General features: G+C 63.4%; 13 protein-coding genes, 1 tRNA gene and 1 pseudogene. 5 read left to right on the forward strand and 10 right to left on the reverse strand.

Annotated features, from left to right (window positions below; translation table 11 throughout):
- Positions 1-9 precede the first annotated feature (9 nt).
- Positions 10-920: pseudogene (locus CR152_RS34405) on the reverse strand (IS1380 family transposase); the annotation flags it as partial.
- A gap of 397 nt (positions 921-1,317) precedes the next feature.
- On the opposite strand from CR152_RS34405, the gene CR152_RS34410 reads away from it, so the two are divergent.
- The 3 genes from CR152_RS34410 to CR152_RS25880 all read left to right on the forward strand — a co-directional run bounded on the left by CR152_RS34410 (position 1,318) and on the right by CR152_RS25880 (position 2,630).
- Positions 1,318-1,647, forward strand: coding sequence for a hypothetical protein (locus tag CR152_RS34410; RefSeq protein WP_157778740.1), 330 nt, complete (start codon positions 1,318-1,320; stop codon positions 1,645-1,647).
- Entirely contained in the window at positions 1,577-1,894 is a 318-nt protein-coding gene (locus CR152_RS35100; protein WP_370663865.1) for a Tc toxin subunit A-related protein, read from the forward strand. The genes CR152_RS34410 and CR152_RS35100 overlap by 71 nt, the downstream gene beginning before the upstream one ends.
- A gap of 127 nt (positions 1,895-2,021) precedes the next feature.
- A complete protein-coding gene (locus tag CR152_RS25880) occupies positions 2,022-2,630 on the forward strand; it encodes a hypothetical protein (protein ID WP_099879798.1) in 609 nt (202 codons plus the stop codon).
- 438 nt (positions 2,631-3,068) lie between these two features.
- On the opposite strand, the gene CR152_RS25890 is transcribed toward CR152_RS25880, so the two are convergent.
- The 3 genes from CR152_RS25890 to CR152_RS25900 all read right to left on the reverse strand — a co-directional run bounded on the left by CR152_RS25890 (position 3,069) and on the right by CR152_RS25900 (position 5,680).
- The gene (locus tag CR152_RS25890) at positions 3,069-3,620 is read right to left on the reverse strand and encodes a thymidine kinase (protein ID WP_099882787.1); all 552 of its coding nucleotides are present in this window, start codon (positions 3,618-3,620) and stop codon (positions 3,069-3,071) included.
- A 69-nt stretch (positions 3,621-3,689) separates the two neighbouring features.
- Positions 3,690-4,616, reverse strand: coding sequence for an NADP-dependent oxidoreductase (locus CR152_RS25895; RefSeq protein WP_099879802.1), 927 nt, complete (start codon positions 4,614-4,616; stop codon positions 3,690-3,692).
- Positions 4,613-5,680, reverse strand: coding sequence for an alkene reductase (locus CR152_RS25900; RefSeq protein ID WP_099879804.1), 1,068 nt, complete (start codon positions 5,678-5,680; stop codon positions 4,613-4,615). Before CR152_RS25900 ends, CR152_RS25895 begins: the two co-directional genes overlap by 4 nt.
- Before the next feature lie 102 nt (positions 5,681-5,782).
- On the opposite strand from CR152_RS25900, the gene CR152_RS25905 reads away from it, so the two are divergent.
- Positions 5,783-6,688: a LysR family transcriptional regulator gene (locus tag CR152_RS25905; protein WP_099879806.1), complete on the forward strand. Its 906-nt coding sequence runs from the start codon at positions 5,783-5,785 to the stop codon at positions 6,686-6,688.
- On the opposite strand, the gene CR152_RS25910 is transcribed toward CR152_RS25905, so the two are convergent.
- The 6 genes from CR152_RS25910 to CR152_RS25935 all read right to left on the reverse strand — a co-directional run bounded on the left by CR152_RS25910 (position 6,671) and on the right by CR152_RS25935 (position 11,674).
- Positions 6,671-7,207: a sugar O-acetyltransferase gene (locus CR152_RS25910; protein WP_370663866.1), complete on the reverse strand. Its 537-nt coding sequence runs from the start codon at positions 7,205-7,207 to the stop codon at positions 6,671-6,673. The two genes, CR152_RS25905 and CR152_RS25910, sit on opposite strands and share 18 nt — an antisense overlap.
- A gap of 33 nt (positions 7,208-7,240) precedes the next feature.
- Complete coding sequence (locus CR152_RS25915) at positions 7,241-9,445, reverse strand: acylase (protein ID WP_099879809.1); 2,205 nt, start codon at positions 9,443-9,445, stop codon at positions 7,241-7,243.
- A gap of 49 nt (positions 9,446-9,494) precedes the next feature.
- Complete coding sequence (locus CR152_RS25920) at positions 9,495-10,292, reverse strand: hypothetical protein (RefSeq protein WP_099879811.1); 798 nt, start codon at positions 10,290-10,292, stop codon at positions 9,495-9,497.
- Between the two features lie 95 nt (positions 10,293-10,387).
- On the reverse strand, positions 10,388-11,071 hold the full coding sequence (locus CR152_RS25925) for an RNA ligase family protein (protein WP_099879813.1): 684 nt from the start codon (positions 11,069-11,071) through the stop codon (positions 10,388-10,390).
- Positions 11,072-11,083: 12 nt separating this feature from the next.
- Positions 11,084-11,413, reverse strand: coding sequence for a hypothetical protein (locus CR152_RS25930; RefSeq protein WP_157778741.1), 330 nt, complete (start codon positions 11,411-11,413; stop codon positions 11,084-11,086).
- 174 nt (positions 11,414-11,587) lie between these two features.
- A tRNA-Leu gene (locus CR152_RS25935) sits at positions 11,588-11,674 on the reverse strand.
- 225 nt (positions 11,675-11,899) lie between these two features.
- Here CR152_RS25935 and CR152_RS25945 point away from each other — a divergent pair.
- The gene (locus tag CR152_RS25945) at positions 11,900-14,026 is read left to right on the forward strand and encodes a DUF6055 domain-containing protein (protein WP_208640208.1); all 2,127 of its coding nucleotides are present in this window, start codon (positions 11,900-11,902) and stop codon (positions 14,024-14,026) included.
- Positions 14,027-14,089: the final 63 nt, after the last annotated feature.

Raw genomic sequence — 14,089 nt, forward strand, 5'->3', positions numbered from 1 at the left:
CCTCGGCCGCGAGCGCGCCTGGTAAGCAAATTCATCGAACAGCCGCACCGCGCCCGGCACCACGTCCCGGGTTTGCGCCGCCACCCAAAGATCGCAGGCGCGAAGATTGGTAGGCTCAGCCATCTCATGCAGCGTGACATTGCAGGAGAAACCGAAGATGAAATCGGTATTCGGCATGCTGGCGATCAGGCCCATCAATTCGGGTTCGCTGAAGTGACCGTCGCCCCGGACGAGGATGGGGGTATCGGGAAATGGCGGCGAATCAGTTTCAGAGCGCGGCGCATGATCATGGCGTTCTCCTCGCCGAACGGGCGCTTGCCGGGCCGCAGCACGGCCGCGACCAGGGCGCCCGACACACTGTCGAAGATCATCAGCGGCAGGTAGCAGGTTGATCCGTAATAATGGTTGTAGAACGCCGGCGGCTGCTGGCCGTGGCACGCATCCTCGGAGTGATCGAGGCCGTGAATCAGGCTCTTTGGCGCGCTCGCAAAACCGGCAATGAACTGATCGACGAGCGCTTCGCTGACGCGGTAGATGTCCTGGTGGCTCGCTGCGTGTTCGAAGCGCGGGATCGTCTCACCCGAGGCCGGCGCGGCGGTGTCGTCCAACGGCAAGTGGGCGGTGCCAAGCTTGAACATCGGGTCGTGACGCAGGCTGTTCGCGTCGTTGCCGTCCTCGTAGCCGCAGCCGATCTGGTAGATTGGCTGCGTCAAAATATCGTGATACGAATGGTCGACGTAACGTTGATGGCGGCGGTCAGACAGGGCTGCGGCGATGCGCTCGGTCAAGCCAATCTGGAGGTCGACGCCGCGCAGCAGCACCAGCCCCAGATCGGACGACAAGCCGCCGCCGGTGACATCGGCGCGGACGCTGTGGGCGGGAATAGATGCAAAACGGAGCTGCTCCGGGGTAGCATTCATGTCGGGCAAGGTGTGTTCGTGCTGATGGATGTGTTTTAAGGATAACTCACATTTGATCAATCACTTACTGCATTCTTGCCCCTTTTTATGCAAAATTCAGGCTACACGGCCTTCGGGCTCGAGACGGCAGCATCGATATTCCAGTCGATCGCAGCGAGCGGTTATACGGCCCAGGCCTTGATGAGCTATGGAAACTCCGGCGCCATCGCGGCGGCGGCTGGGGCCAGTGCCGGGGCCGCTTCCGCCACGGCGGGTTCCTTCCACGGCCTGTCGCAGGCCGCCTCGACCTGGTCGCAAATTCAGCAAATGCGCACAGCCGGGAGCGAATCCGGATAGATTGGCAACTGCGGGTCCGGCTTTCCACGCAAGATCAACGCATCGGCGATCAGCCACCGCCATGGCGCAGCTCGCGGCGCGCCAGCTTGCACTCGAACGGCAGGAGGGGCAGCCGCCAGCCCTTCAGGCCGATTATTGGGAGCCGGTCGGCGACGGCGTGGGGCTGTCCGGCGTCAACGCGAGCGCGCCCGAACACCGCGGGGTGACCGGTTCCGCGCGTCTGCAGCAGCACATCCAGCAACTCGACCAATGGGCATTCGATACCAATAAAAAGGACACTTCAGTTATCCAAGACCTTTTCCCTTGCGCAGCTTGCACCGATCGATGTCGAACAATTGCGCGTGACGGGCGGCATGACATTCAACCCGCCCGCGCGCTTACTGGACAATGATTGTCCGGGTCATTACCTTCGATGGATCAAACGGGTCAGCGTAAGCGTCATCGCGTTGTTACCGCCGAGCCAGGGATTGCGTGCGACCTTCTTCAGCCGGTTCCACAGCGGCCAGGCGCAAGCGCATCCGCGCCGGCCGGCGGCGGCTAGCGGCCGCACCGGCGCGCAGCGGAAGTCAGCCGCCACGCCCGCGCGGTTACATCAAAGCTTCCTCCTCGCCGCAGCTCACAATGAGAGTGCCGGCTGATGCCGGCATGAGACTGTCATCGAGCCCACTTCCGGGTTTCGATGACGGTAAAACGGGTGACACGTTTCGCTTGTTTCATTGTTGTTCTTAAGCCTCAACGTGCCACCATTCCTAAAAGGTGGACAAAATGAGTACGATAAACATCAACACGTTCTCGAAGAACGCGATCGCGGCAATCCTGCTGACCTTCGCGGGCGCTGGCGTCGTGTCCGCAGCGACTGTGACGCAGTTCCGTAGTTCCGGCGATTATGCATGCGCAAGTGGAATCACCGGTCCAGACCGGGTAGCGCATTTGTGCGTATTTTCCAATAAGCAGGAGGGTACAACGACTGTTTTCCTCAATTACGTTTCGTTCAATCTGAGCGATGGAGGCGACTTCATGTACGGAAACGGTGAGATCCCATCGTCGGCTTTCAGCGCCACAGCCAAGGGCGCTTCCCTCTCGGTGGTGCCATCGGCTGTCCCGGGTTTTGTCATGGAAGGCAGTGGACATACCGGCGCTATCATGGTCGAATGGAAACCAAATGGGTTTTCCAGCTCACAATTTAGCGGACATGGCACGTACACGTACGCCAACGGCGCTTTCCGCCAGAAATGGAATGGCAACTCGCGCGATCAAAGTGCGGATACCAGCGGCAACTTTTTTGGAAGCAACTTCGCCGGATTCAATAGCAATTTCGGGAGCACGGCAAATATGACAATTACCTTTGAACGCCAAGTACCCGCTCCAAAATAAATGTGATTTTTGTCTTCCCTGCCCTGCGCAGCTCAAAACGATGTGCAGACAGCGGCACTTGATGTGCCGCTTTTTATTGCCATACACAGGTCAGAAGATGTGCGGCGCCGCCCTGGCGCAACGACAAGACACGGGCTTACTCCTGTGCACCTGTGACTGGCAACGGCGCCTCGGCCGCCACCAATGCCAGCGCGGCGGTGTCGCCGAACGGCAAGCGGGCGGTGCCGAGCGAAGCACCACCGGCCCCAGATCGGACGACAAGCCGCGCCGGTGACATCGGCGCGGACGCTGTGGGCGGGAATCGATGCAAAACCGAACTGCTCTGGAGTAGCATTCATGTCGGGCAAGGTGTGTTCGTGCTGATGGATGTGTTTTAGGGATAACTCACATTTTATCAATCACTTACGGCATTCTTGCCCTTTTTATGAACAATTCAGGCTATCCCGCGTAAAAACAGCGGCCGCAAGCCTGGCGGTACTGCTCGTTCCCGCCGATACTGACCTGCTCGCCCTCCCTGATCCGCTTGCCCTGCCCGTCCACGCGAATATTCATCGTGGCTTTCTTTCCGCAGGTGCAGATATTTTTCAATTCTTCGATATCGTCGGCCAGCGCCAGTAAATAGGCCGACCCAGGAAACGGCTCGCCGCGGAAATCGCTGCGCAAGCCGTAGCAAATCACCGGCACGCCCCTGATTTGCGCCAACTGGTGCAATTGCTGCACCTGGGCCGTCGATAAAAACTGCGCTTCGTCGACCAGCACGCAAGCCACGCGCGGCGCATCGTTCAGGAAATCGGTCGCGCCATCGAACATATCGACTTCGCGCTGCGGCCCCAGGCGTGATGTAACCTGCCCCACGCCATAGCGGCTGTCGATCGCGGCCGTGTACAGCTTGACCTGCTGGCCCTGCTCTTCATAGTTATGCGCGACCTGCAGCAGTGCTGTCGATTTGCCGGCGTTCATCGCCGAATACCTGAAATAAAGTTTTGCCACTGCGTGTTCCCACCAATTGAAGCGCGTCATTATAGCAAGCGCAGCGGCCCTGCTTGTTGCACCTTAGCATCAGCGAGTGAAATCGACGACGACCTTGCCGGGCGCATGTCCGCTGTGCGATTCCTCGATCGCCTGCGCCAGGGCATCGAAGGCGACGACCCTGGCGATGGTCGAGCGCACGCTGCCCGCAACCACCATTGCGGCGATCTCGGTCAGCTGCCGCTGGTGCGGCACCATCATGAACCACAGGCCGCGCTGTCCGGCGGGTGCGCGCCCTACGATGTCCGGCGCGGCCGTGCTGACGATGGCGCCGCCGTCGGCGAGCACCTGCCAGGAGCGGTCCAGCGCATCGCCGCCGACCAGGTCGAGCACCAGGTCGACACCGCGCACCTGCTCCTCGAAGCGTTCGGCGTGGCGGTCGATCACGCGGTCGGCGCCCAGTGCAAGGACATGCTCGCGGCTCGATGCCGACGCTGTCGCCACCACCACGGCGCCCGCCGCCTTTGCAAATTGCACCGCGAAGCCGCCTACTCCGCCGGCCGCGCCGTGGATCAGCACCTGCTGGCCGGGCCGCAGCGGGCCGGCGGCGCGCAAAGCCTGCCACGCGGTCAGGCTGGCCACCGGCAGTGCCGCGGCCTGCGTGAAATCCATCGCCTGCGGCACCAGCGCCAGCTTGTCCGCCGCAATCGCGACCACGTCGGCATAGGCGCCAAGCCCGCCCAACGGGCCCATGACCCGGTCGCCCGGTGCCAACCCGGTCACGCCAGCGCCGAGCGCCATCACCTCGCCGGCCAGTTCGATGCCGAGCGTTGCGGGCAGCGGCAGCGGGAACGCCGCCTGCAGGTATCCCTGGCGGATCTTCCAGTCCAGCGCATTGACGCCGGCCGCATGCACCTTCACCAGCACCTCGCCGGGACCCGGCGCGGGTACGTCGATCTGGTCGACCTGCACAACGTCGGCGCCGCCGTAACCGTGAATGCGAACGGCGCGGCTCATGCTGCTTCTCCCAGCGTCGGATAATCGGTGTAGCCTGCCGGTCCGGGCGAATAAAAGGTCGACTGGTCGGGCGTGTTGAGCGGCGCGTCCAGGCGGAAGCGCTGCACCAGATCGGGATTGGCCAGATACAGGCCGCCGAACACCGCGGCGTCGGCACGCTGCTCGCCGATGACGGCTTCGGCGCCCGGTTTCGCCAAACCTCCCCCGTGCAGGTAAGCGCCGGTAAACAGGGGTCGCAGCGCCGCATGGTAGTCGAACGACGTATTGAACAGCGCCACGTGCAGGTAGGCCAGTTTGAGCGGCGCCAGTTGCTGCACCAAATAGCGGTAGGTCTCCTGCGGCGTGGCGTCGCTGATGTCGTTAAAGCCCATCTCCGGCGAGATCTTGATGCCGACACGCTCGCCACCGGCCTCGCTCACCATTGCGGCCAGCACGTCGAGAATGAAGCGCGCCCGGTTTTCGACCGAGCCGCCGTATTGGTCGGTGCGCTCGTTGGTCGACGAGGACAGGAACTGCTCCGGCAAATAGCCCGATGCGGCGTGCAGCTCGACCCCGTCGAAGCCTGCGGCGAGGGCGTTGCGGGTCGCCACACGGTACTCCTCGACGACCTGCCGCACCTCGCTGGTGGTCAGTGCGCGCGGCTGCGCCAGTTCCAGCGGTCCGGCGTCGGTATAGACCGTGCCGGTCGCCTTGATCGCGGATGGCGCAACGGGCGCGGCGCCGTCCGGCAGCAGCGTCGGATGCGAGATGCGGCCGCAATGCATCAGTTGCATGAAGATCCGCCCACCCTTGCCGTGCACCGCGTCGGTGACCTTCTTCCACGCCGCGATCTGTTCGCCGCTATGAATGCCGGGCGTGCGCACGTAACCCTTGCCCATCGGGCCGGGCCAGGTGCCTTCGGTGATCAACAGGCCGGCGTCGGCGCGCTGTTCGTAATACGTGATGGTCGCCGCGGATGGCACGCCGCTGGCAGCGTCGGCGCGCGAACGGGTCATGGGCGCCATGACGACGCGGTTAGGCAAGGTGAGCTGGCCGAGTTCAAGCGGGGTGAATAGCGTGTTCATCTGATTCCCTTTTGGCTGAGTGAAAAGCCATGGTACATTGCTGCATCAACGATAGAAATAGACGAAAACGGGATTCACTGCTGCATAAATGGAGCAATCGATATGCAACTTCTTAACTATATGCATCTCTACGTGGAAGTCGCGCGGACGAAAAATTTTCGCAAGGCGGCCGATTCCTTGGGCATGTCGAGTTCCACGCTCTCGCGCAATATCGCCGCGCTGGAAAAGGAGATCGGCGTGCGGCTGCTGCACCGCTCCACGCGCCGGGTCGAACTGACCGAGGCTGGCGAGGCTTACTTCAACCGCTGCCAGGGCATCGTGGAAGAAGCCAACGTGGCGCACGAAGCGCTGCGCGGCGAGGCGGCCCACCCGAGCGGCACGCTGCGCATCTCGATGCCGGTGGACTTTGCCATCAACTATCTGGCACCGGTGCTGGCCGAATTTGCCCGAGCGTACCCGCTGATCGACTTTGAACTCGATGCCGGCGCGCGCCGGGTCGACCTGCTGGCCGAACCGTTCGACCTGGCGATCCGCATGGGGCCTGCTCCGGCCGCGCCATCGACCCTGGTCGCGCGCCAGATCGCGCTCCTCGAGCGCCATCTATATGCATCGCCCGCTTACCTCGATCAAGCGCCGCCGCTGGCCCATCCCGAGGATCTGGCGCATCACACATTGTGCGTCGCCGGGGGCATCAAGCAGGACGGATGGGTACTTTTCAACGGCGCGGACAGCATGGCTGTGCCGATCGCGTCGCGCTTCAGGTTGAACAGCATGGGGCTGAGCCGCGCGCTGGCGGCCCAGGGGGTCGGCATCGCAGTCCTCGACAACATGATCGCGCGCGCGGAACTGGCGTCAGGGCTGCTGCAGCGGGTGCTGCCGCAATGGAGCCTGGCGCCGATCCCGGTACACGCCATTACCGATACGCGCCTGCTGTCGGCGCGCACGCGGCTGTTCGTCGACTTCCTGAAGGCGCGTCTCGGCGGGCAGGACTCAGTGGTGCGGCGCTAGCACCCGTGCAGGGTTGCCGACCGCCGTGGCACCGGCTGGCACATCGCGTGTAACCACGCTGCCGGCGCCGATGATGGCATCGTCACCGATGGTCACGCCGGGCAGGATGATGGCGCCACCGCCGATCCACACATTGCGGCCGATGCTGACCGGACGGCCGAACACCAGGCCCGCGCTGCGCTGCGCCGGGTCGCGCGGATGGTCCGCCGTGTAGATCTGCACGGCCGGCCCGATCTGCGTGCCGTCACCGATGGTCACGCCGGCGACATCAAGAATCACACAGTTGAAGTTCAGGAAAACGCCTTTGCCGAGGCGGATGTTGTAGCCGTAATCACAGTGGAACGGAGGACGGATCACCGCACCCTCGCCCACCGCGCCGAGCTGCTCGGCCAGCAGAACGCGGCGCGCCGACGCCGGCTCGGCCAGCGCCGCGTTGAAGCGCACCATCCACGCCCTAGCCGCCGCGTCGTCGGCCTGGATTTCCGGGTCGCCGAAGCTGAACGCCTCGCCAGCCAGCATTTTCTGTTTTTCGCTCAGACTCACTTGGCGCTCCTATTGGCCGGGATGGTATTTGCGTTCGAGCTGCTTCTCGATATCCGCCTTGTAGAACAGCACGTCCTTGAACTGGCCCTTGCTGTACATCTCGGCCTGGTCGCTGAAATGCGGCGAGGCCGGATTGCTGCTGTTGCCACCCGCCAGAATGCTCTTGGCGCGCACGCGCGGCCCAAATTCCACCGCCGCCACGAAGCTGTTGCCACGGTCGCCGTAAATGCGTTTGGTCTTTTGCGGCGCCACCATCCCGAAAGCCGCCAGCGAACCCCAGCTGGCCGACGCGAACGCCACCGGATAACTCGGCTTGGCGTCGTCGTACTGCTGCCTGACGTCGCCGCTGATGCGCTGGAAGCGGTTGATGTCGCCCCAGGGCGTCTGCCAAGTGCCGAAATCGGCTTCCAGCTTCGCCGTGGCGCGCACCAGCGCCTGCAGGCGCTCGGCCGGCGCGAGGCTGTCGCGGATGTAGTCGACCGTCGGCACACCCTTCGCCTTGGCCGCGCCTGACGCCTTCTCGACCATGTCCTGGCCCCAGTAAACGGCCAGCGAGGTCGGTACCGATGACACGCCGTAGCGCCGGTCCCACGCGCGCAGGGCGGCCATCTGCGGCGCCAGCTGCGCTTTAAGCGGGTCGCTCTCCAGCAGTTCGTCATACGCCGCGGACAGGGAGGCGATCAGCGGATCGAAGGCGGTCAGGTGGCTGTCGTACGCGGCGGCGATCAGACTGTCGAGGGTGAAGTCCTTGCGTTCTTCCAGCACGGCCACGGCATGCAGGCCGCGCGCGTTTTCCGGCAGCGTCCACATATACAAGGGATAGTCCTGCTGGCGCGGGCTGCTGGCGCCCGAGGCGGCGAACGGCCAGTTGTTGGTGTTCTGGATCCAGCCGCTGGCGGGATTGAACAGCGTGATGGTCTCGTCGATGGCGTGCAAGCCTTGCCATTCGGTGGCCGGATTGCTGCCGTCGACCGGCTTTTTCCAGTCGAAGGCGGTATCGCGCCGGGGCAGGAAGTTCCCGTGGAAGTAGGCGATGTTGCCGTCGCCGTCCGCATACACGGTATTGTTCGACGAGTTGGTGCGCAGTTCCATCGACTTGCGGAACTGCTTGTAGTTTCGGGCCTTGGTGCGCGTGTACGACTGCATCAGCGCCTTGAGCGGCTCCTCCATCAGCTTGACCGACACCCACTTGCCGCCCTCCTCGCGCACCACCGGGCCGTGGTGGCTGAAGTAGGCGGTGACGGTCTTGCTGGCCATGCCGCCGTCGGTCTTGTAAGGCAGCGTTACCTTCACTTCGCGCAGCGCGCGCTCGCCGCTGCCGTATTTGTAGACGTACTTGCCGTCTTTTTCGGTCACCGTTTCGAGATACTCGTCGATCACGTCGCCGCCGCCCGAGGTGTGCATCCAGCCTGCCTTGTCGTTGAAGCCCTGGTAGACGAAGAACTGGCCCCAGGTTACGGCGCCGTACGCGTTCAGGCCCTCGTCGCTGACGACGTGGACCTCGGGGCGGAAATAGAACGAGGTATGGGGGTTAATCAGCAGGAGCGCGCGCCCGGACGCGCTCAGTTTCGGCGCGATGGCGAAGCCGTTCGAGCCGCGCGGTTCCTTGTCCAGTACATTGGATGCGTCGGCCAGCGCCAGCGCGGGCTTCTTGCCGTAGAACTGTTCCAGGTCCTTGAGGTTGATCGATTCGATGTCGCCGCCGATACTGCCTTCGCTGAACGCGAGCGCCATCCACGGCTCGAAATGCGTGATCAGACGCGGCTTGACCTCGGGATGGGTGTGCAGGTAAAAGTTCAGGCCATCGGCAAAGGCGACCATGAGCTTCTTGAGCCACGCCGGACTAGCCGCGTATTTGGCCTTCATGTCCTGCGGCGTGATGTACATCTTCATGCGCAGGTCGCGCCAGATTTCGGCCTCGCCTTCGACTTCCGCCAGGCGGCCCAGCGCGTTGATGTAATTGAGTTCGACCCGGTTGAAATCGTCCTCCGCCTGCGCGTACAGCAGGCCGAAGACGGCGTCGGCATCGGTCTTGCCGAACACGTGGGGAATACCCCACTTGTCGCGCATGATGGTCACGCGCTTGGCGGTCTTGTTCCAGCGCGCCTGTTCGGACGAAACGCTGGCGCGGGTATCAGGCGCGGCGCCGGCCGGCAGCGTGGCGCCGAGGGTGGCGCAGCCTAGCAGTGTCGAGACGAGAATGGGTCGAAACATCGATGAATCTCCTGACGAAAATGGGAATGCGAGGCTGCCGCCCGCGCTGCTACTCGCTGCTGTCGCCCAGGGCCGCGAGGCGCTCCTTGAGGGCCTGGTTCTCGGCGCTCAGAGCGTCGACCTTACCGCGCAGGGTAGCTACCTGGGCGCGCAGTTCGGTCTCGGCATCGGCTGCCGGCTCTTTCGGCGGACGGCTCGAAGCCTTTTGCTCGCGCACCTGGCGCGCTGCCTGCTGCAGTTCCTTGCGGCCGCCGGCGACGGCCGCGATCTGCACCGATTCGGGCAGCGAAGCCACGTTGGCGGCGGCGTTGATCGAGATGGTCCCCGAGCGCACCGCTTCGACCAGCTGCGGCGTGGCCGCCTTCTGGATACGTTCGATCTGGCTGATGGTATTGCTCGACACGCGCGCGGCCTTGGCCACGTCTTCACGCGTGTTCCAGGGCGGCGATTCGGGCACCTTCGGCGCATCCGCCGCGTCCTGCGTGGCAGCCTTCTGCTCCGGTTCGGCGGCGCGCTGCGCCACGCGGGCGGCGACGATATCCTTCTTGCGCAGGGCGAGCACGCCGCGCTGGTAGTCCGACACGCTGCGGCGCGCCAGGTGGTTATCGATCATCCACAGCATCACGTCGTCGAGCGTGGCGAAAGTCGCGTTCTGCACGGTTTTGAATTCGATGTTGTGCTTCTGGCAGATTTCGTAGCGATTGTGGCCGTCGATGAGCACATCGTTCCACAAAACCAGGGCGTCGCGGCAGCCCTCGGCCAGCAGGCTGCGTTCGAGCGCGGCGTATTCGTTGGCGGTGAGCGGGTCGATGAAGGAACGCAGTTCCTCGTTGATAGTGATGTTCAATTCGTGTCCTTGTAAGTACTGCGGCGGCCGGACTGCGGCGCGCCGCCACGAATGCTACACCATCCCGTGGGCCAGGGGAATGCGAAGCGGATCGTTCAGGATCCGGCGGCGTCAGCCAGCTGGGCGCAGTACCAGCGCCGCGCGACGGCGGCGATTGGCTCGCCCAGTTTGCGCGCGTCGAAACCATTTGCGCTGATCGTGTCCGCCTCCTCCTTCATCACGTCGCCGACCACCCAGCGAATGAAATCGGCCATGCCGGACATATCGAACGGCTTGCGCTGCTCATAAATGAGGTTGTGCAGACCCTGGCTCAGGCGCGCCTCGCTCACTGCCATGGCGACGAAGTCCGATGTCTTGGCGATCTTCTCCACGCTGACGGCCGCCAGCTTGGTCACGCGCGAGGCGGAATGCTTCTGGCCCTTGACCTTGAACCAGTAGTCCGAGCCCGGTTCATCGAGGCACCGCCATACGACGCCCTCGCCCACGCCCTCCCGGCCGAGCGCCAGTCCTGCCGGGCAGCGCAGCTCGACGGCCCGGGTGATGTCACCCAACATGCCCTGGGCCAGGGCCGGCTGCGCGAAGTCGATCACCATGTCGTACTGGGGAAAGTCGGCGATGCTGCGGATACGCGCAGGCTCGCTGAACAAGCAGTCCAGTGTATCGACGTCGTACCAGTTGCCGTTAATCCACACCGCGGAAACGACGAACATGGTTGGCAGCCCGGTCAGGGCGACTTTGTTCTGAATCGTGCCGCCGCACCACTCGCCGTACATGACCATCTGCGTGTCTGGCTAAGGCGACACCTGCGCCTGTGTCGCGATGAGGCCGGCGATACGCCGCAGCTCGTCCATGTGCCCACTCATATGAGCATGGAAGCCGAAGTTGTCGTCCTCCAGCGTCAGCAGCCGCTCGCGCGACTGGAAGCCGATGCCGTTTGGCCCGAACACGACAGCGGCATTACTGCCGTGCAACTTCACCGAGCCGCGAAAACGCAAGGCCGGAACAGGCCGCCGGTTGTCGTAGATGGGCTCGCCCGCCGAATCGAGCCCGACAAAGTGGGCTTTGTTGTGCACATTCCGGATGACATCACGAAACTGCTTAATCGATGGGAATGGGATCATTGTTGTGTTTACACCAACTGGTAGTTCGAAGTCGACCTCGGGCGGCAGCACAGCTCACCACGGATGGCGCCAGAGCGGCGAATCGGTCAGGGATAAAAAGGAGATTTTGCGGAACAGACCTGCATTTGCGGAATAGGTGGCGGGGCTTCGAAAACTTCAAAACCCCGCCATTGCTGGTGCCCGGAGCCGGAATCGAACCGGCACGCCCTTACGAGCACGAGATTTTAAGTCTCGGGTGTCTACCAGTTTCACCATCCGGGCAGCGGGCGAGATTCTAGCACAGGATGTGGTCGATACCGCTACTTTTGCCGGGAATGGGCGGGCAATGCGCTCGCGTCACCGGCTGCAGCTGTCCAATCACCGTCGGCCCGAGCGGCAAATGTGCACTCGGCGGGAGAATTTTATATTTCCGTCAATACATAGTTACCTATTATGCAAGTCATCTGATAACATACAATTTATCTTTGAATAACACTAGGGAGACACATGACGAACTTCATTCGCAAAACCTTCATCGCCAGCGCCACCGCGTTGCTGGCCTGTGGCGCTTCAACACAGGTGTTCGCCGCCGATTGGCCAAGCGGTTACACCAAGTGCGCCGCCGAGAACGGAACCTGTGTTGTCGGCGCCAGCAAGCGCTCCGTTTCTTACGGCGCCAGCAACAAGTGGGTCACCAAGAGCCTGTCCGGCAATGTGGCGTGCACCAACGCGACCTTTGGCGATCCGATCGTGGGTAAAAAGAAGTACTGTGCGATTGGTCCGGTAACGCCGACGCCCACTCCGACTCCGACGCCCACTCCGACTCCAACGCCGACACCCACTCCGACTCCAACGCCAACGCCTACACCAACTCCGACACCGACGCCAACGCCGGTCGTCGATGCGGGCACCACGACGACCGTCTGGGCCACCGGCTGCGACACCGGCAAGCCCGCCACCACACCGGGCACCTGGACGGCGGGCGGCCCCTCCCCCGACCGCGCCAACTACCGGCTGGTCAAGGAATCGGCGCACTTTGCCTTCTACTCCGACGAAACAGTGTCCGACGCCGACCTCAATCTGGCGGTGAACACGCTCGAAAACACGGTGTGGCAGAACCTCTTCAACAGCAACCTGTACATGCCCGAGCCGTTCTACAACACGGCCAACAAGATCAAGCCGTCGATCCACATCCATTCAACCGACGGCCTGACCGCCGGTGGCTGGGCGCGCGACCGGGTCGGCATGTGGATCGGCCCTGGCGCCTTGAAGGACCACTGGGGCCTGACCCACGAGTTCACCCACGCCTGGCAGTTCTGGATGGCCTACAACGGCGGCCTTGGCTGCCCGGACTCGAACACCTGCGGCTGGATCGCCGAGAGCCACGCGAACTACACGCCGCACCAGCTCCCTGAATACAAGAACGAGACTCACTGCTCCGAGATGCTGGTCAACGCGCCGCACCTGTATCTCGGATCGACCCGCGACCGCTACTGCAACTGGCAGTTCATGGAGTACCTGAAGGACAAGCAGTGCCCGGCCGCGACCAACCAGATCTTCACCACCCCGGGCCCGGACCCGTTCACCAACATCCAGAAGTCGCGCGGATGGAGCATCTCGCAGCTCAACGACTTCTTCGGCGACTGGGCCATGCACAACGTAACGTGGGACTACAAGTCCACGCCCGACGCCTTCCGCAACGCCTACGGCAATATCACCCAGACCGACAAGTCCGAGCGCTTGCACCGCCTGATGCCGCTCGAATCGCTCGACACCAACTGGACCAGCAACCGCCGCTTCGTCTCGCCGCACTACGGCGCGCCGCAGCGTTTCGGCTACAACGTGGTGCGCCTGTATCCGGCCAGCGGCGCCACCACGGTTACCGTCAAGTTCCGCGGCGTGAACCAGCCCGGATCAGACGCCGATTTCCGCTGGGGCCTGGTGGCCACCAACGCGCAGTTCACCGCGCCGCGCTACAGCGCCTTGCAGAAGGGCCTCGACGCCAACCTGACCTACAAGGTCAATGCGGGCGAGCCGCTGTTCCTGGTGGTGACGGCCACGCCGGCGGTGTTCAAGACCATCGTCGCAGAACAGGAGTACGGGAGCATCTGGCGCTACCCCTACATGATCGAACTGGCCAACGCCTGGCCGCAGGGCTTCCAGAACGGCCAGCGCGACCCCTGCCCATCGGGCACGGCGCGTCATGCCAACGGCGGCGGCTGCGCGCCGTCCACGACGCCGGCGAGCGTTTATGTCGGCCCGTATGCCACGGTACTTGCGGGGAACTCGGTGACTGGCAATGCCCGCATCGAAGACCAGGCCATCATTGCCAACGGCACGGTATCGGGTGGGACGGTGGGCGGCTTGAGCGTGATCGGCGAGAGGGGCAACAATGGCGACAACGCCTTTATCGTGGGCGGCTCGGCCCAGGTACGCACCACGTTCTATCCGCTCGGTTTCTTCGAGCGCGCCCAGGTCGCATCCGGCACCTTGAACCTGTACGGCGATGTGGAGTACCGCGGAACGGGCCTCAATCTGAGTTCAGGGAACCGGTCGGGCTTCGTCGACGCCACCTCCAATGTGGGATCGGCTACCGACATCAACACCAAGGCCCGGCCGGTCTGGCGGCCATGATCGGCGCCTCGCGGCATCTGTAATACGAAGCCCAGCCTCATCGCCGCAGCCGGCGGTGAGGCT

Source organism: Massilia violaceinigra, from assembly GCF_002752675.1.
Lineage (GTDB): Bacteria > Pseudomonadota > Gammaproteobacteria > Burkholderiales > Burkholderiaceae_D > Telluria_A > Telluria_A violaceinigra.